The sequence below is a fragment of the uncultured Brevundimonas sp. genome, assembly GCF_963975535.1.
GTDB lineage: Bacteria > Pseudomonadota > Alphaproteobacteria > Caulobacterales > Caulobacteraceae > Brevundimonas.
Genome location: NZ_CAXBHE010000008.1, coordinates 17618 through 34784, shown reverse-complemented (window position 1 = coordinate 34784; position 17167 = coordinate 17618). Strand labels below are relative to the sequence as shown.

Genomic DNA, 17167 nt, shown 5'->3' with positions numbered 1-17167 from the left:
CGTTCCTCATAAACCTCGGTTTCAAATCGTTTGAAGCGACATCCGGCGCGCCAGGCGACTGGCGAAGGGAAGCCAAGCCAAGCTGGGCGCATCATGGAGAGATTATGCATGCCCAGAACGCTGATTATTGCCCTGAGGCTGATAGGTTTGCTCATCGCGGCCATTTTCATATCGAGCCTTTTTAACCCGCAGTTGCTGCTGTTTCCGTACGTTCGGATGATCGGACAGACGACCGTTTACTCGGACGTCCCCATCCCCGATGCTGCCGCGGCCGTCATCGACAGCGCCGACGCCCTGGTGAGCCGAAGTGCGCTTTTCGAGCCGGGCGTGCTCACACATCCAGTATTTCTGACCGACGGCGGCTGGCGGTGGCACGTGCTGTCGTTCCAGACCCTGAAGGCCTTTGCCCAGACGCGGCCGCTCAGCCGGGCCATTGTCGTCAACCGGTCCAATCTGGCCCGTGACAAGGTATGGGCGGGCCCGGCAGGTGAGCGGGATCTTTCGGCAGTCATTGCCCATGAACGCACGCACGCGCTGATAAGGGCAAAATTTGGCATTCTGGCTGACAGATCATATCCCCGGTGGGTCGTTGAGGGTTACTGTGACCACGTGGCCGGTTCGAGCACCCTGTCCGACGAAGCGGCGGCCACGCTGGTGGCCGAAGACCGCCGGACGCCGGCCCTGTTCTATTATCAGAGCCGAAAACGGGTCGAGGCCGTGCTTCAGGAGAACGGCGGGTCGGTGGAACAGATGTTCAGCTCCGCCGAGCGCTGACCGACCGGTTTGCCGCACGACCTTGCGCTGTACGCGACCGTTGTCCTGATCCTGTACGCGGCCTCGGCCCTGTACTGGCGGAAGGCCGGTATCCCCGCCCGCTATCTGCTGAAGAGTCTGGCGATCACGGTCGCCGTGGTCTTTCCGTTGACGCTGCTGGGGGTGGCGATCGGCTGGATGCCGCTGACCCTGGCCCTGGTCGTGCTGCCCGAGGAATGGGTGCGCTGGTGGATGGTCACGCGCCGCCCGCGGCACCTCAGGCGGCGACATGTCGTGATCGCGGTCGGGACCCTGTTCGGCCTGCTGGAGACCACCAATTGGCTGGGGATAGACAAGGCCCGCGTGGCGCTGGCCGACTCCGGAATAACCGCCCCGTGGTTCGTCGCGGCCGATGCGGCCTATATCGCCGCGGAGTTCGGCTTCGGCGTGATCGTGCATGGCGGGCTGACCGCCTTGTTGTTCGCGGTTCAGGGGCGGACCGACAACCGAGAGCGGCTGGCGCTGGGCGTCGCGCTGGCGATCGCGCTGCATCTGGCGCTGGATGCGGTATTTCTGGGCTAGGTCAGGCCCCACCCTGCGCAAGGACGTGACCTCGAAATGCTACGGTTGCGACGCCACCCGCAAGAAGAAGCTGCTGGGGAAGCAGAAGGCCGGCAAGAAGCGGATGCGCCAGTTCGGCAAGGTCGAGATCCCGCAGGAAGCCTTCATCGCGGCGCTGAAGATGGATGACGATTGACTACTGTCGCGATTTCAAGTTGCTCGATCTTGTGACCTCCCGCAATGTTAGGTGGATATGGAAATCAACGAGCGACAACGCCTACTCGAAAGGCTCATTGCCCAAGGCGTTCTGAGCGTATCGCCAACAGGCGTGCCAAGCATCGCTGATAAGGATAGCGTCGCGAGCGTCTGGATCGCCAAAACTATGTTGGAGCAAATAGCTCCACTCGATCCTCGTCCAAAACTAGCGGGACAAGCGGCGGGTAGTTTGTTCGAGCAAGGCGTCGGCGACTATGTAGAAGCTGTTTTTCCGAAACTAGCTCTGGTTCGCTGCGGCAACTTTGTTGTTGGAAGAAAACGTCGCGTCAGTGATTTCGACCAATATGAGCACCTAGCCGAAATTGTGCGACTAGCCAGCGAAAGGCGAGAGATCAAGATCGCGTTTGGCATGGATTACATTATCCAACCAGACGTAGTGATTTATCGCGAACCGACCAGCATCAAGGACGCTGGTCTTTCCGGAGTGAAGTCGACAGCCTACACCGCCCGTTACACTCCTTTATTCGCAGAAAACCAGGTCCGCCCGACCTTGCACGCCAGTGTGTCTTGTAAGTTCACACTCCGCTCCGATCGCGCCCAGAACGCGAGGAGCGAGGCCCTTAATCTCATCAGGAACCGCAAGGGAAAGCTTCCTCACATCGCGCTGGTAACGGCGGAACCTACCGCTGGTAGGATATCTTCACTGGCGCTCGGGACTGGCGATATAGATTGCGTCTATCACATCGCCTTGCCTGAGTTGCACGAAGCGACACGGCGATACTCAGCTTTCGCGTCCGGTTCATCGGTCAAGAGTGCGGCGGCCGGGCTTGAGCTGCTGGAAACGTTAATCGAGGGGCGGAGACTTAGAGATATTGCTGACTTACCTTTTGATCTCGCAATCTAGGCTGCCAATGCCTGGGGTTTCAGAATTGTTCTGACAACCCGTGCGAGCGCCCCCGCCAAGTTCGGTGGGACAGCATTGCCGATCTGGCGCGCGACCTCGATCTTTGTTCCGTAGAACCTGAAGTCATCCGGGAAACCCATAAGCCTCGCTGCTTCTCGATGGCTGATCGGACGGTTCGCCTCGGGGTGCAGATAGCGGCCCTTCTCCGGCTTGTAGAACTCCGTCCGAATTGTGACTGACGGCCGGTCCCACCATAGACGGCCGAACAAGTCGGTGCCGCCACTGGTCTTGCGGACCCAGCAGTCGGGTGTGATGTCGGGTCGGTTGGTTAGGAGGTCGAAACGGTTGCCGCCCGGGGGCACAGCCGCGTAGCGCTCGAGGCTTTTCGCCGTCGGCGTCCGTCCGAAGTGAAGATTCAGAGTCGGCCGCGAGCCGATCTCGATACCCACGGTCTTGGCGGGCAGGTCGCCGATCACGTCGCGCACCGTCCGCCAGCGGGGCAGATTGACCTTCAATTTCGGATCCGCGTGAGACGCCAGCGGGGGGAAGCTCGGGAGGTTGTTCGCTTCGCGCCAGCCCAGGATGATTGTGCGCTTTCGGGTCTGCGGCGCGCCGTAGTCTGCTGCGTTCAGGATCGCGGCTTGGGTTTGAAATCCGTGTTGAGCAGCCTTGGCTTCGATCAACTGCCGTTCCGGTGACCGGTAGAGCTCCGCGACGTTTTCCATGACAAAAACGCGCGCGCCTGAGCGCTCGGCGATTTCGATGAAGGGCTCCCACAGCGCACGTCGTGCGTCTCCGTCGCGCTTCTTGTTCAGGAGACTGAACCCCTGGCAGGGTGGCCCGCCGATCACGACATCCGCCTGTGGGACCTCGTTGTTCAGCAGCCATTCCTCGATGTTCGCTTGAACGGCGCGGCCGGGAAAATTTAGTTCGTGAGTTTTGACCGCGGCGGCGTCGTTATCGAGCGCCAAGACCGTCGTGAATCCACCGCAAAATTGCTTGTCGCAGAACCCTAGGCTCATGCCACCTGCGCCGCTGAACAGATCAATTAGGCGCAGAGTCATGGATCGCCTCGAGAAGGAATGGTCAGCAAACAAAACGCGAACATTGTGGGGCTGTCAATCGGCTACAGCCTACAGATTGTGGGTGAAGCAAGGGTAACCTACCACAAGTAGGTACTCAATCTTTGTCGGAGCTGATCGGAATTGTTGGTCTCGCACTCCCACAACGTCAGGACCCGCAGACCGAGACCACGTAACGACGCCTCTACGGCTATATCTCGCGCTTTGTTGCGAGCGAATTTCGCGACCCAATCCTCTTGGTTATGGCTCGGCACTGTTCCGCGTTTACAGTCGTGTTGATGCCAGAAGCAACCGTGGACCTGAATGGTCCATCGTTTGGATTGATTCGCAAAGTCCGGTTTCCCCGGCAGAGATTTCACGTTCCGGCGATAGGAAACGCCCATTTGCCGAAGAGTGGCGGCGACTTGTTCTTCAGGAGCGGTTCGCGACTGTCTAACCTTGGACATAGCGGCCGTCGTTCGAGCATTGAGCGGTTTCACTCGTGGAATTTAACAGGCCGCACCAAGGGCTCCAAGCTTCCCCTTGACCCCGCCCCCACTCCCGCCCATGGCCAGTGAAACCGTCTATATCCTGCAGACCTGGGTGGCCGGGCGCGGCGGGGCGTTGACGGCCGGGCCGCAGGTGGGGTGCCGGGACGCGGAGGAGGCCCGGCGCAAGGCCGGGCGGCTGGCGCCGCTGCGGCTGGGGGTGGTGGCGTTTTCGGTCTCGGCCGATACCGAACCGGGCGACTATGACGAGACGCCGGCCCTCCTCTTCAGGGCCGGACAGCTGCCCGAAATCTTCGACTGAGCGGCCGGGGCCCGCAACCGGCACGGGCGGCGGCGGGGGCATTGTGTGTCGCCCCCCGAGTCCTGCTGTGACCGGGGTTTTCGGGGCGGTTCCGGCGATTGACCGCGCACGGTCCGGGGCCGGGTTAGACTGTCGGATGTGATGACCGATCTGGTGCCGCCCCCGTCCGACCGCCCCGCCCACTACCGCCTGTCGACGGCGACGTGGGAACTGATCCTGAAGGAGTATCGCGAGGGGGCGACGGCGCGCGAGCTGGCGCTGAAATGGCGGGTGTCGCAGCACGCGGTGCGCAAGCGGATCACCATGCACGACTCGACCAAGCGGGACTGGGGCGACAGTCAGGCCATCACCCAGGCCGTGCTGCGCGAGGCCGAGCTGGCGAAGGCGCGGGCCAATACCCCGGAGGCGAAGGCGGCGCGGCTGTTCGCGACCGACCCGGGCGAGGATGCGGCGGCCGGGGATCCCGGCGAACTGGCGCGGGCGGCGGTGCTGGCCTCGGGCCGGGCCATGCGGGGGCAGCTGTGGACCGAGGCCCGCACCCTGGCCGGTCTGGCCGAGGTCTATACGCGGCTGGCCGAACGGCGCACGGCGGCGGCGGACGGCGATCGTGAGGGCGAGCCGCGGCTGGACGCGGCCGAGGAGGACCAGCTGCGCGCGGACCTGCTGCAGCGGATCCTGGCCATGAACGCGGATATGGCGGCCGGGGAGCGGGCGGCGGCGGCCGGCGACGGCGGGTTCGCGCCCGGCGACGCGGGCGGGCGCGACACGGAGGATTGACCCGGCGGCCGGGCAGGCCGAGTCTGGCGCATCCAACAGACGGAAAGCCCGCCCATGCCTGCCGATGCCGCCTTTCTCAATCCGCGCGCCCCGCGTCTGGCCGTGCTGATCGACGCCGAGAACGCCTCGGCCCGGATCGCCGAGTCGCTGTTCGCCGAGATCGCCACCCTGGGCGAGGCCTCGGCCCGGCGCATCTATGGCGATTTCGCCAGCGCCCAGATCCAGGGCTGGACCAAGGTGTTGGCCCGCTATGCCATCCAGCCGCAGCAGAATTTCGCCAATACCAAGGGCAAGAATTCAGGCGACATCGCCCTGGTCATCGATGCGATGGACCTGCTGCATTCGGGCCGGTTCGACGGCTTCTGCCTGGTGTCATCCGACGCCGACTTCACCCGGCTGGCGTCGCGCATCCGCGAGGAGGGGGTCGATGTCTACGGCTTCGGCGAACAGAAGACGCCCGAGAGCTTCCGCCAGGCCTGCACCCGCTTCATCTATACCGAGAACCTGAGCGCCCCGGTCAGCGAGACGGCGGCGGCCTCGGGCGGCAAGGGCGCGACGGCGGCGGCCCCGACGGCGGGCAAGCGCAAGCCGACCGAGGCGACGCGCATGATCGCGGCGGTCATCGCCGACATGGACGAGGACGGCGACGGCTGGGTGCCGTTCGGCGGCATCGGCAACCGGCTGAGGAATGCCCACCCCGATTTCGACCAGCGCACCTATGGCTATGCCAAGCTGTCGGACCTGATCCGCGCCACCGGCCGGTTCGAGGTCCAGGCGGGGGCCGGCGGGGCCATGCGGGTGCGCGACAAGGCGTAACGGCGGGGCCTGACCGACATTACGGCGTCGTAACTATCGCCCGGAAGGGGGGCTGCTAGGGTCTGGCTCCCGTTGTTCCGGAGCCGCCGCCGATGACCCGTTTCCGCCTGACCCGCGCCGCCCTGCTGGGGGTCTCCCTGTCCGTCCTGACGCTGGCCGCCCCGGCCCTGGCCCAGGCCCAGCTCGCCGCGCCCGCCGTCGCCCCGATCGCGGTGCCGCCGCTGGTCTATAGCCACCGCGAACTGGCCAACGGGCTGGACGTCTATGCCATGCCCGACGCGACGGCCGGCACGGTGACGGTGACCCTGTGGTACGACGTCGGCGGCAAGGACGATCCGCAGGGCCGCAGCGGCTTCGCCCACCTGTTCGAACACATCCTCAGCCGCAAGACCGTCAACCTGCCCTACGGCCAGATCTCGACCATCGTCGAGAACGTCGGCGGCTCGCGCAACGCCTCGACCAGCCAGGATTTCACCAACTATTACGAGACGGTGCCGCCCCAGTATCTGGAGACCATCCTGTGGACCCATGCCGAGCGGATGGCGCGGCCGGTGGTCGACCAGGCGACCTTCGAGGCCGAGCGTTCGATCGTTCAGGAAGAGCTGCGCCAGCGGGTACTGGCCCCGCCCTACGGCCGGCTGGGGCGGTTCGTGATCGGCGACAATGCCTTCGACCAGTCGATCTATCGCCGCAGCGTGATCGGCTCGCTGGAGGAGCTGGACACGGCGACGCTGGACGACGCCCGCGCCTTTCATGAGGCCTATTACCGGCCGGCCACGGCGACGATGATCGTCTCGGGGGCCTTTGATCCGGCCCAGCTGGATGTCTGGGTCGACCGGTATTTTGCCGGGATCGACAATCCGGACCGGCCGGTGCCGCGTCTGGAGCGGCCGGTGTCGCCGCCGCGCACCGCGCCGCGCCAGGTCGTCGCCTATGCCCCCAATGTGCCGCTGCCGGCGGTGGCCCTGATGTATCCGGGCACCCATGCCGCCGATCCGGACAATGCCGCCCTCGACGTGCTGCAGGCCATCCTGTCGCGCGGCGACAGTTCGCGCCTGTACCAGGCCCTGGTCTATCGCAGCCAGCTGGCGGTCAATGCCGGCTTCGGCGTCAGTTCGATGGAGGAGGACGGCTCGATCACCGTCACCGCCACCGTGGCCCAGGGCCAGGACATCGCCGCGGTCGAGGCGGCGCTCGACGCCGAGCTGGACCGGATCCGCACCGCGCCGGTCACCGCGGCCGAACTGGCCGAGGCCCGCACCGAAATCCTCGCCTCGGACCTGCGCCAGCGCGAGACGGCCGCGGGCCGGGCCTTCATCCTCGGCCGGGCCCTGGTCGCCGAACATGATCCCGCCGCCCCCGACGCGCACCTGCGGGCCGTCCAGGCCGTGACCGCCGCCGATGTGCAGCGGGTGGCGCGCAAATATCTGGTCGATCAGGCCCGGGTCACGGCCCGCTATCTGGACGAGAGCCAGCGGCCCGAGGGCGTGGCCGAGGACAGCTGGCGCAATCCGGCCCCGATGCCGGTGTTCCTGACCGTGCCGCCGGCGATCCGCACCGCCAATGCCCTGTTGCCCGAGGACCAGCGCATGGCCCCGCCGGCCCCGTCCGAGCCGCGGGCGGTGACGCCGCCGGTGATCGCCGAACGGGTGCTGGCCAACGGCCTGCGCGTCATTGTGGCGAAATCGACCGACCTGCCGATCATGAACGCCCGGCTGGTGATCGGTGGCGGGGCGGCGGCCGATCCGGCCGGCAGCGCCGGCCTGGCCCAGCTGACGGCGGCCCTGTCCAGCCAGGGGGCGGGCGGGCGTTCGGCCCCGGAACAGGCCCGGCTGCTCGAGGCCCTGGGGGCCGACATCGGCGGCGGGGCGGGGGCGGATTCCACGACCCTGTTCGTCTCGACCCCGGTCGCCTCGGCGCAGCAGGTCGGGGCGGTTCTGGCCGATGTGGTGCAGCGCCCGGCCTTCGCCGCCGAGGAACTGCAGCGCACCCGCACCCGCGCCATCAACGGCCAGCGGGTGGCGATGCGCCAGCCCGGGCCGCTGGCCGCGGCGGTGCTGGACCGGATCGCCTATGGTGACGCGGCCTATGGCGTGCCCGGCGACGGCACGGTCGAGAGTCTGGCCCGGATCACCCGCGACCAGATCGTCGGCTATCACCAGGCCTTCTGGCGACCCGACAATGCGACCCTGATCGTCACCGGGGCCATGAGCGCCGACCAGGGCTTCGCCTTCGCCGAGCAGGCGCTGGGCGGCTGGGACCGTCCGGCCGCGCCGGTGCCGGTGATCGTCGACCGGGCCGGGCCGGTGCGGCCGCCGCGCGTGGTGGTGGTCGACATGCCGGGCGCGGGCCAGGCGGCGGTGACGGCGGCCGTGCGCGCGCCGCTGCGCGCCAGCGATGACTGGTATCCGCTGGCTGTCGCCAATGCGGTGATGGGCAGCGGCCAGAGCGGCTATCTGTTCCAGGAGGTGCGGGCCAAGCGCGGCCTCAGCTACGGGGCCTATTCGTCACTGGGCGCGCGCGTCGACGGCGGCCTGCTGACCGCCTCGACCCAGACCAAGAACGAGAGCGCGGCCGAGGTCGTCGACCTGGTGCTGGCCCAGATGACCCGGCTGACCGCCGAGCCGGTCAGCGACACCGCCGTGACCGATCGCGAGACCTTCATCACCGGCGGGCATTCACGGGCGCTCGAGACCACCGCCGGCCTCGGCGGGGTGCTGGCCGAGGCGGTCCAGTACGGCCTGCCCCTGACCGAGATCGTCGCCTATCCCGAGCGGATCCGCGCCACCACCCCGGCCAGTCTGGCGGCGGCGGCGACGCGGGTCGATCCGGCCCGGGCCTATGTGGTGGTGGTCGGGGATTCGGCGCAGTTCATCGACGCCCTGCGCGCGGCCCATCCGGACCTGGTGGTGATTCCGGCGGCCGAGGTCGATCTGAACAGCCCGACCCTGGGGCTGTAGAGCCCGCTCCAGCCTCCTCCCGGCACCGAAGGCGCGGTCCCCCTCCCCCGGTGGGGGAGGATTATCCCGCCCGGAACGCGGCGATGGCGTCGACCGTCTGGCGCACCTGGGCCTCGATCCCGGCCCAGTCCTGCGCCTGGATGGCGGCGTCGGTGATCAGTTTCGAGCCCATGCCGGCGGCGACGATGCCGCTGCCGAACCATTTGGCGATCGAGGCCGCGTCGGGGTCGACCCCGCCGGTCGGCATGATCCTGGACCAGGGCATCGGGCCCAGCACCGCCTTGACGAAGTCCGGGCCGCCGACCGACGCGCCGGGAAACAGTTTGACGATGTCGCAGCCCAGTTCCTGGGCGGTCGAGATCTCGGTCACCGAACCGCAGCCGGGCGAATAGGCAATCATGCGGCGGTTGCACAGCCGCGCCATCTCGGCACTGAGGACCGGACTGACGATGAACCGTGCGCCGGAGGCGATGAACAGGGCGGCGGTCGGGGCGTCGACGATCGAGCCGACGCCGAGGATGATGTCCGGATCGGTGCGGGCGAATTCCTGTGCCAGACCGGTGAACAGGCCGTGGGCGAAGTCGCCGCGGTTGGTGAACTCCACGGCCGGTGCCCCGCCACGGGCGCAGGCGCGGATGACGTTGAGGCAGACCTCCGGGTCCGGATGATAGAAGACCGGAACCACGCCCTGGCTTTCGAGGGCAGTCAGGACGGTGAGGCGATCGTGGCGCATGGGGCTTCTTTTCCGTTCATCCCGGCGAAGTCCGGGACCCGGTTTGGTGGACGACCGGTCGGATCGACCGCGCACCATGACTATCCCAACCCGCCCGGATAACGAAAGCGCCCGAACCCGCTATTCGCCGGGTCGGGCGGAACTTATTGTTTCACCAGCGCCACGATCCGCCGCACCAGCGCGCTGTCCGCATCGAACAGCGGGTCCAGCACGGTGAAATGATTGCGGCCGGGCAGGGCGTCATAGCGGGTCTCGACGCCCCGGCCGCCCCACAACTCGGCCATCATCCTCGACTGGCGCAGGAATTCGGCGCTCTCGTCGCCGCCCACGACGCAGTCCAGCACCGTCCCGCCGGGGGTCGAGCCGTCGGGTACCGGCCAGTGGATCGGCGACAGGGCCGCGGCCTCGGCCGCGTCCAGGGCCAGGGCATCGTTCAGCGAGGTCGAAATCAGCGGGGCCAGGTCGAACACGCCCGAGATGGCGACGGCGGCGGCGGCCCGACCCTCGCTCAGCATACAGGCGGCCATATGCCCCCCGGCGGAATGGCCGAAGACGACCGGGCGGGTGCCGCTGCGGGCGCGCATGGCCTCGACCGCCGCGCGGACCTGACGCAGGATCCGGCCCAGCCGCACCTCCGGGCACAGGTCGTAGGACGGAATGGCCAGGCTGACGCCGTGGGCCAGGAACGCCGGGGCGATCCCGCTGAACCAGTCCTTGTCCAGGGCCTGCCAGTAGCCACCATGCAGAAACACGGCGACGGGCGCATCCGGCCCGGCCTCGAACAGGTCCATCACCTCGCGCGGGCCGGGACCATAGGCGATCGCCAGCGGCGGCGTGGCGGCGCGCGCGGCCTCGGCGGCGTCGCGCCAGCCCTGCATCACCGCCGGATGGTCGGGCACGAGGGCGCGGTTATTGTATTCGGCTTCGAGGGACATCGTGGGGCTTCAGGGCTGGTGTGAAGGGCGTAGGGGTTAGGGCTTAGGGCTTAGGAAGCAGGGATGAGCTTGGCCTCTGGCCGGAGAGCGGACTAAGCCCTAAGACCTAAGCCCTACTTCCTGCCGCTCCGGAGCCCCCCGCCATGATGACCGCCATCTTCGTCTTCATCAAATGCGAGCTGGGTCACGCCAACGACGTGGCGGCCGACATCGTCGACAATGTCGACAAGGTCTCGGAATGCTATTCGACCTCGGGCCAGTACGACCTGCTGGCCAAGTTCAACCTGCACAAGGACGAGGACATCGGCACCTTCGTCACCAGGGTCGTTCAGACCCGGCCGCATATCCGCGACACCTTCACCGTCATCACCTTCTCGCCCTTCCTGCCCGGCGGACAGTGAGTCTCCTCCCTGTCGCGAAGCGATGGGGAGGTGGCGCGGCGCGCTTGCGCCGTGACGGAGGGGATGCCGCTTCACACGCGATCGAGCGGCTTCAACAGCCCCTCCACCGCTTCGCGGTCCCCCTCCCCACGGCTTCGCCACGGGGAGGAGACGCTGACGCAGCGTCACCTGTGAATCGCTGCTATCGTCCCGGACGGACAGGAGAGCGCCCATGACCGATCTTGAAACCTTCCGCGCCGAGACACGCGCCTGGCTGGAGGCCAACTGCCCGGCCGAGTGTCGCGGGCCGGTCGAGAGCGACGAGGACCGGGTCTGGGGCGGCCGCAACCCGGTGTTCCGCACCCCGGCCCACAAGCTCTGGATGGAGCGGATGGGTGCGCGCGGCTGGACCGCGCCGGAATGGCCGTCCGAATACGGCGGCGGCGGCCTGTCGCGCGAACAGGCCAAGGTGCTGGCCTCGGAGCTGCGCCGCATCGACGCCCAGATGGCCCTGACCAGTTTCGGCGTCTGGATGCTGGGTCCGGCCCTGCTGCAGTTCGGCACCGAGGCCCAGAAGAAGCGCTTCCTGCCCGAAATCGTGCGCGGCGAGATCCGTTGGTGCCAGGGCTATTCCGAGCCGGGCGCAGGCTCTGACCTGGCCGGGCTGCAGGCCCGCGCGGTCGATCACGGGGACCACTGGATCGTCAACGGCCAGAAGGTCTGGACCTCCTATGCCGACAAGGCCGACTGGATCTTCTGTCTGGTGCGTACCGATCCCGAGGCCCCCAAACACCTCGGCATTTCCTTTGTCCTGTTCGACATGGCCACCCCGGGCGTCTCGACCAAACCCATCACCCTGATCAGCGGCAAGTCGCCCTTCTGCGAGACCTTCCTCGACGACGTGCGGGTCGAGAAGGAGAACCTCGTCGGCACGCTGAACCGCGGCTGGGACGTGGCCAAATATCTGCTGGCGCACGAGCGCACCATGATCGGGGCCATGGGCGCGATCGGCGGCGGCCGGCCGATGGGCCAGGTGGCCGCGGACGCGATCGGGGCCGATGACGAGGGCCGGCTGGACGATCCCATGCTGCGGGCGCGCATCGCCGAGCTGGAGGTCGACCTGGCGGCCTTCCACCTGTCGATGGAGCGGGTCGGGGACCAGGTGAAGGCCCGACAGGTCAGCCCGGCCATCGCCTCGATGCTGAAATACTACGGCTCCGAGCTGAACAAGCGCCGCCACGAACTGGCCATGGCCGCCGGCGGCTCCGACGCCCTGGAATGGGAGGGCGAGCGCTCGAAGGACGGCAAGGCCGCGCGCGACTGGCTGCGCACCAAGGCCAACTCCATCGAGGGCGGCACCAGCGAGGTGCAGCTGAACATCATCGCCAAGCATCTGCTGCAGCTGCCGGGGGCGTAGGCCCCTCCGTCACGGCGCAAGCGCGCCGCGCCACCTCCCCATCGCGTCGCGACAGGGAGGAGACGGACCGAGCAACGTCTCCTCCCCACGCCAGTGGGGAGGGGGACCACGAAGTGGTGGAGGGGCGGGCCCCCGACACCGGAGGAGATGAAATGCCCCTGATCCTGACCGAAGAGCAGACCCTGCTGAAGGACGCCGCCGACGGCTTCCTCAGTGAACACGCGCCGATCGCCCACCTGCGCAAGCTGCGCGACTCCCGGGATGCCGACGGCGTTTCGCGCGACCTGTGGCGGGCCTTTGGCGAGATGGGCTTTGCCGGGGTGATCATCCCCGAGGCACACGGCGGCTCGGGCCTCGGCGCGGTCGAGGCGGGGGTGGTGGCCGAGGCGCTGGGCCGGACCCTGACGCCGTCGCCGTTCATGGGCTCGGGCGTGCTGTCGGCGAAGGTGCTGATCGACGGCGGCTCGGCCGAGCAGCAGGCCGCCTGGCTGCCGCGCATCGCCGCGGGCGAGGCCATGCTGGCGCTGGCGATCGACGAGGGCGGCAAACACGCCCCGTCGAAATGGACGACGACGGCCCAGCGTTCGGGCAATGGCTTCAAACTGAACGGGGCCAAGGGTTTTGTGCTGGACGGCCATGTCGCCGACGCCCTGATCGTGGCGGCCCTGACCGAAAACGGCCTGACCCTGTTCCTGGTCGATCCGAAGACGGCGGGCGTCGCGATCGAACGCACCGTCATGGTCGACGCCCACAATGCGGCGCGGGTGACGTTGACCGATGTCATGGTCGACGCCGATGCGGTGATCGGGGCCGTGGACGGTGGCGAGGCCCTGCTGGAGGGGGCGATGAACCTGGGCCGGGCCTGCGCCGCGGCCGCCCTGACCGGGGCCGGGGACCAGGCCTTCCAGACCACGCTGGCCTATCTGAAAACCCGCAAACAGTTCGGCAAGGCGATCGGCGAGTTCCAGGCCCTGCAGCACCGGGCGGCGCATCTGTTCACCGAGATCGAACTGGCGCGGGCCGCGGTGATGGGGGCGCTGCAGCGTCTCGACGCCGGGCGTGAGGACGCCGGTCTGGCCGTCTCGGTGGCCAAGGCCAAGGCCGGGCGCGTCGCCGAACTGGCGGTGCAGGAGGCGGTGCAGATGCACGGCGGCGTCGGCATGACCGACGAATACGACGTCGGCCTGTTCATGAAACGGGTGCGGGTGCTGAACGAACTGCTGGGCGACGCCGGCTTTCATGCTGACCGGTTGGCCCGAGCCCAGGGCTACTGACGCCCAGGGCTACTGGAGCCAGTCGGCCTTCGGCTCGCGGTCCAGCATCTGTTCGTAGGACGGGCGTTCGCGCACCACGGCCCAGCGACTGTCGTCGACCAGCACCTCGGGCACCAGCGGCCGGCTGTTGTATTCGCTGGCCATCACCGCGCCATAGGCCCCGGCCCCCATGAAGGCGACCAGATCGCCCGCCTCGAGCGGCGGCAGGGGGCGGTCGCGGGCGAAGGTGTCACCCGTCTCGCAGACCGGGCCGACGATGTCGTGCGGGCGGGCGTCGCCCGGACGCGGCCGCACCGGCACCACCTCGTGCCAGGCGTCGTACAGGGCCGGGCGCATCAGGTCGTTCATGGCCGCATCCAGCACCAGGAAGCGGCGGCCGTCGGTGCGCTGGTTGATCTGGATGACGCGGCTGAGCAGGATCCCGGCATTGGCGGCCAGCAGACGGCCGGGCTCGAACGCCGCCTCGACGCCGAGGCCGTCCAGCACGCGGGCGGCCATGGCCATATAGGCGGCCGGGGACGGCGGATCGCTCTGGCCACCGACATAGGGCACGCCCAGACCACCGCCCAGATCGAGACGGCTGACCGTCAGCCCCTGGCCGCGCAGGCTCAGGGTCATGTCGCGCAGCACCCGGAAGGCGGCCTCCAGCGGGGCCAGGTCGGTGATCTGGCTGCCGATGTGACAGGCCAGGCCGACCGGGGTCACATGGGGCGAGGCGGCGGCGCGGGCGTAGAGGTCCAGGGCCTCGGCGACCGGCACGCCAAACTTGTCCGTATCGCCGCCGGTGGTGATCTTGGCGTGACCGCCGGCACCGATGCGGGGATTGACGCGGATGGCGATGGCCGGAGTGGCGGACCGGGCCGCGGCCACGGCGATCAGCCGGTCCAGCTCGACCGCGGACTCAATATTGATCTGGCGCACGCCGCTGTCGATGGCGAAGGCCAGTTCGGCGTCGGTCTTGCCCACGCCCGAGACGATGATCCGTTCGGGCGGGATGCCGGCGGCCAGGGCGCGGCGGATCTCGCCCTCGGACACGGTGTCGGCCCCGCAGCCCAGCCGGGCCAGGGTGGCCAGCACCGACAGATTGCTGTTGGCCTTGACCGCATAGGCGATCAGGGCCTCGCCCAGGGCGTCGGGCCAGGCGTTGGCGGCATCCCGCAGCAGGCCGTAGTGCCGCCGCAGGGTGGCGCTGGAATAGACGTAGACGGGGGTGCCGACCGCCTCGGCCACGCTTTCGAGCGACACGCCCTCGGCGTGCAGGCTCCCGGCCTTCAGGTCGAAATGATGCAAGGCCTAGCGGGGTCCGTCATAGGGATTGCCGGTGGTGCCGCCGTCGATCGGCAGCTGGCTGGGCGGGCGGTAGACCGTGGCCGGCTCGGTCGGGGTCGGACCGCGGGCGTCGGGCAGGGCCCGTTCGGTCTTGCGGGCCGGCGGGGCCTCGAGGTCGGCCATGCGGCCGCACCCGGCGGCGGAAACGACGATGAGGGCGATCGCGCCCGACAGGAGCAGTCTGGTCATGACAGGCGCGTCTTCCATTCGGCGATGCGCGCACGGACCTGTTCCGGCGCTGTGCCCCCGAAACTCTGGCGGCTGGCACAGGAAGCCTCAGGGGTGAGCACCTTGTAAACCGCTTCTGTCACGCCCGCTTCAAGCGATTGCAGTTCGGCCAGCGGCAGTTGCGACAAATCCACGCCCAGGGCCTCGGCCCGCTTCACCGCCGCCCCGGTCACATGGTGGGCCTTGCGGAACGGCAGGTTGAGTTCGCGCACCAGCCAGTCGGCCAGGTCGGTGGCGGTCGAGAAGCCGGCCCCGGCGGCGGCGCGCATGTTTTCGGTGTGGGGCTGGATCACGCCGATCATGGCTGTCATCGCCGCCACGGCCAGGTCGAGGGCGTCAAAGGCCTCGAAAACCGGCGGCTTGTCCTCCTGCATGTCCTTGGAATAGGCCAGCGGCAGCCCCTTCATCACCGTGCTGAGGGCGACGAACGAGCCGAGGATGCGGCCGGTCTTGGCCCGGACCAGTTCGGCGGCGTCGGGATTGCGCTTCTGCGGCATGATCGACGAGCCGGTGGTCAGGTCGTCGGGCAGGGTGGCGAAACCGAACATCGGCGTCATCCAGATGACGATCTCCTCGGCCAGGCGCGACAGGTGGCCGGCGCAGATGGTGGCGGCGGCCAGGCTTTCCAGCGCGAAATCCCGATCGGAAACCGCGTCGAGGCTGTTGCCCATCGGCCGGTCGAAGCCCAGTTCGGCGGCGGTCATGTGGCGGTCCACGGGGAAGGGCGATCCGGCCAGGGCGGCGGCCCCCAGCGGATTCTCGTTCATGCGTTTGCGGGCGTCGGCGAAGCGCGAGGCGTCGCGGCCGAACATCTCGACATAGGCCATCAGATGGTGGCCGAAGGTCACCGGCTGCGCCGTCTGCAGATGGGTGAAGCCCGGCATCAGGTCGGCGGCATGCTGGTCTGCCCGGGCCAGCAGCACCCGCTGCAGGCCCTGCAACTGGTCGACGGTGCGGTCGCAGGCGTCGCGCACCCACAGACGGAAGTCGGTGGCCACCTGGTCGTTGCGCGAGCGGGCCGTGTGCAGACGCCCGGACGGCTCGCCGATCAGCTCGGCCAGCCGCGCCTCGACATTCATGTGAATGTCCTCATAGGCGTCGCGGAACGGGAAGCTGCCGTCGCGGATCTCGCCCGCGATGGTGTCGAGGCCGGACAGGATGGCGGCGGCGTCGGCGGGCGCGATGATCCCCTGTTTCTCCAGCATGCGGCAATGGGCGCGTGAGCCGGCCAGGTCCTGCTGCCACAGGCGCTGGTCGACGCCGATCGAGACATTGATGGCCTGCATGATCGCCGCGGGCTTGGCGTTGAAGCGCCCGCCCCATAGGGTCTGTCCCTGGGCACGGTCCGCAGGGGTCGGGGCGTCGGACGAGGTGGACATGAGCGGCTCGAAGAAGGCGGGATGGACGTTGGCGGCGGCGGCGGTGCTGATCCTCGGGATCGGCGGTGGAGCCCTGCTATACGCCAACAGGACCGCTGTCTTCAAAGGCCCGGTCGCGGTTGAGGCCCCGAAGAGCGATCTGGCCCGTTTCGCCCGGGGGCCGCTGGCCCGGCTGGAGACCCCGGGCGTGCTGGTCATGGCCCCGGATCACGGCTTCAAGGCCCGCGACGGCGGTGCCGTTGGATTCGCGGAATTCCGCGGCAAGGTGGTGGTGGTCAATCTGTGGGCCATGTGGTGCGCCCCGTGCCGGACCGAGATGCCGACCCTGGCCCGGCTGGCCGAGCTCTATGCCGGGCGCGATCTGGTGGTGCTGCCGGTCAATGTCGACACCGGGCCCGACTCGATCGCCGACGCCACCAGCTTCATCGACGTGCATGAACCGCTGCCGTTCTACAACGACCCGGAATTCCGCCTGCCGTTCGTGTTTCCGGGCAAGGGCAAGATGCCCCAGACCATCCTGCTGGACCGCAGGGGCCGTATCCGTGCCGCCTTTGCCGGCGAGGCCGACTGGAGCAGTGCCGAGGCGCGGGCGCTGGTCGATGCCCTGCTGGCCGAGCCGGGCTGAACGCCCGAC

At 68.2% G+C, this 17167-nt stretch carries 19 protein-coding genes; 12 read left to right on the top strand and 7 right to left on the bottom strand.

All coding sequences use genetic code 11. The features are described 5' to 3' along the window. Nucleotides 1-108: 108 nt before the first annotated feature. From AACZ75_RS11870 to AACZ75_RS11855, 4 genes are read left to right on the top strand one after another with little or no spacing between them, the layout of a single operon-like run. Entirely contained in the window at nucleotides 109-774 is a 666-nt protein-coding gene (locus AACZ75_RS11870; protein WP_339873067.1) for a hypothetical protein, read from the top strand. A 9-nt stretch (nucleotides 775-783) separates the two neighbouring features. Beyond that, nucleotides 784-1335, top strand: coding sequence for a hypothetical protein (locus AACZ75_RS11865; RefSeq protein WP_339873066.1), 552 nt, complete (start codon nucleotides 784-786; stop codon nucleotides 1333-1335). After that, nucleotides 1316-1510 (top strand): hypothetical protein, encoded by a 195-nt coding sequence (locus AACZ75_RS11860; RefSeq protein WP_339873065.1) that lies wholly within the window; start codon nucleotides 1316-1318, stop codon nucleotides 1508-1510. The genes AACZ75_RS11865 and AACZ75_RS11860 overlap by 20 nt, the downstream gene beginning before the upstream one ends. A 57-nt stretch (nucleotides 1511-1567) precedes the next feature. Next, on the top strand, nucleotides 1568-2434 hold the full coding sequence (locus tag AACZ75_RS11855; protein WP_339873064.1) for an NgoMIV family type II restriction endonuclease: 867 nt from the start codon (nucleotides 1568-1570) through the stop codon (nucleotides 2432-2434). Here AACZ75_RS11855 and AACZ75_RS11850 read toward each other — a convergent pair. Both AACZ75_RS11850 and AACZ75_RS11845 read right to left on the bottom strand, forming a co-directional pair. After that, entirely contained in the window at nucleotides 2431-3498 is a 1068-nt protein-coding gene (locus AACZ75_RS11850) for a DNA cytosine methyltransferase (RefSeq protein WP_339873063.1), read from the bottom strand. The two genes, AACZ75_RS11855 and AACZ75_RS11850, sit on opposite strands and share 4 nt — an antisense overlap. A 98-nt stretch (nucleotides 3499-3596) precedes the next feature. Further along, a complete protein-coding gene (locus AACZ75_RS11845; protein WP_339873062.1) occupies nucleotides 3597-3995 on the bottom strand; it encodes a very short patch repair endonuclease in 399 nt (132 codons plus the stop codon). A 67-nt stretch (nucleotides 3996-4062) separates the two neighbouring features. Between AACZ75_RS11845 and AACZ75_RS11840 the strand changes: the two genes are divergently transcribed. From AACZ75_RS11840 to AACZ75_RS11825, 4 genes are all read left to right on the top strand, one after another. Then, complete coding sequence (locus AACZ75_RS11840; RefSeq protein WP_339873061.1) at nucleotides 4063-4305, top strand: hypothetical protein; 243 nt, start codon at nucleotides 4063-4065, stop codon at nucleotides 4303-4305. A gap of 141 nt (nucleotides 4306-4446) precedes the next feature. Next, complete coding sequence (locus AACZ75_RS11835; RefSeq protein ID WP_339873060.1) at nucleotides 4447-5082, top strand: hypothetical protein; 636 nt, start codon at nucleotides 4447-4449, stop codon at nucleotides 5080-5082. 54 nt (nucleotides 5083-5136) lie between these two features. Then, on the top strand, nucleotides 5137-5898 hold the full coding sequence (locus tag AACZ75_RS11830; protein WP_339873059.1) for an NYN domain-containing protein: 762 nt from the start codon (nucleotides 5137-5139) through the stop codon (nucleotides 5896-5898). 92 nt (nucleotides 5899-5990) lie between these two features. Further along, a complete protein-coding gene (locus AACZ75_RS11825; RefSeq protein WP_339873058.1) occupies nucleotides 5991-8858 on the top strand; it encodes a pitrilysin family protein in 2868 nt (955 codons plus the stop codon). Between the two features lie 61 nt (nucleotides 8859-8919). Here AACZ75_RS11825 and AACZ75_RS11820 read toward each other — a convergent pair whose 3' ends face one another. Together AACZ75_RS11820 and AACZ75_RS11815 are read right to left on the bottom strand one after the other, a co-directional pair. Continuing rightward, nucleotides 8920-9591, bottom strand: a complete 672-nt coding sequence (locus AACZ75_RS11820) for a bifunctional 4-hydroxy-2-oxoglutarate aldolase/2-dehydro-3-deoxy-phosphogluconate aldolase (RefSeq protein WP_339873057.1) — start codon at nucleotides 9589-9591, stop codon at nucleotides 8920-8922. A 143-nt stretch (nucleotides 9592-9734) separates the two neighbouring features. Continuing rightward, nucleotides 9735-10526 (bottom strand): alpha/beta hydrolase, encoded by a 792-nt coding sequence (locus tag AACZ75_RS11815; RefSeq protein WP_339873056.1) that lies wholly within the window; start codon nucleotides 10524-10526, stop codon nucleotides 9735-9737. Nucleotides 10527-10669: 143 nt separating this feature from the next. On the opposite strand from AACZ75_RS11815, the gene AACZ75_RS11810 reads away from it, so the two are divergent. The 3 genes from AACZ75_RS11810 (at nucleotide 10670) to AACZ75_RS11800 (ending at nucleotide 13597) form a co-directional block, all read left to right on the top strand. Next, entirely contained in the window at nucleotides 10670-10927 is a 258-nt protein-coding gene (locus AACZ75_RS11810; protein ID WP_339873055.1) for an Lrp/AsnC ligand binding domain-containing protein, read from the top strand. Between the two features lie 211 nt (nucleotides 10928-11138). Continuing rightward, nucleotides 11139-12323 (top strand): acyl-CoA dehydrogenase family protein, encoded by a 1185-nt coding sequence (locus AACZ75_RS11805; protein ID WP_339873054.1) that lies wholly within the window; start codon nucleotides 11139-11141, stop codon nucleotides 12321-12323. Nucleotides 12324-12475: 152 nt separating this feature from the next. After that, nucleotides 12476-13597 carry an acyl-CoA dehydrogenase gene (locus AACZ75_RS11800; protein WP_339873053.1) on the top strand — a complete coding sequence of 374 codons (1122 nt, stop codon included), beginning with the start codon at nucleotides 12476-12478 and terminating at the stop codon, nucleotides 13595-13597. A gap of 9 nt (nucleotides 13598-13606) precedes the next feature. On the opposite strand, the gene lysA is transcribed toward AACZ75_RS11800, so the two are convergent. Genes lysA through argH form a run of 3 tightly spaced genes read right to left on the bottom strand, consistent with a single transcriptional unit; the run spans nucleotide 13607 to nucleotide 16533 of the window. Continuing rightward, nucleotides 13607-14887, bottom strand: a complete 1281-nt coding sequence (gene lysA, locus AACZ75_RS11795) for a diaminopimelate decarboxylase (RefSeq protein ID WP_339873052.1) — start codon at nucleotides 14885-14887, stop codon at nucleotides 13607-13609. A gap of 3 nt (nucleotides 14888-14890) precedes the next feature. After that, complete coding sequence (locus AACZ75_RS11790; protein ID WP_339873051.1) at nucleotides 14891-15115, bottom strand: hypothetical protein; 225 nt, start codon at nucleotides 15113-15115, stop codon at nucleotides 14891-14893. Further along, nucleotides 15112-16533 carry an argininosuccinate lyase gene (gene argH / locus AACZ75_RS11785; protein ID WP_339873050.1) on the bottom strand — a complete coding sequence of 474 codons (1422 nt, stop codon included), beginning with the start codon at nucleotides 16531-16533 and terminating at the stop codon, nucleotides 15112-15114. The genes AACZ75_RS11790 and argH overlap by 4 nt, the downstream gene beginning before the upstream one ends. Here argH and AACZ75_RS11780 point away from each other — a divergent pair. Further along, the gene (locus AACZ75_RS11780) at nucleotides 16532-17158 is read left to right on the top strand and encodes a TlpA disulfide reductase family protein (protein ID WP_339873049.1); all 627 of its coding nucleotides are present in this window, start codon (nucleotides 16532-16534) and stop codon (nucleotides 17156-17158) included. The genes argH and AACZ75_RS11780 overlap by 2 nt on opposite strands. Nucleotides 17159-17167: the final 9 nt, after the last annotated feature.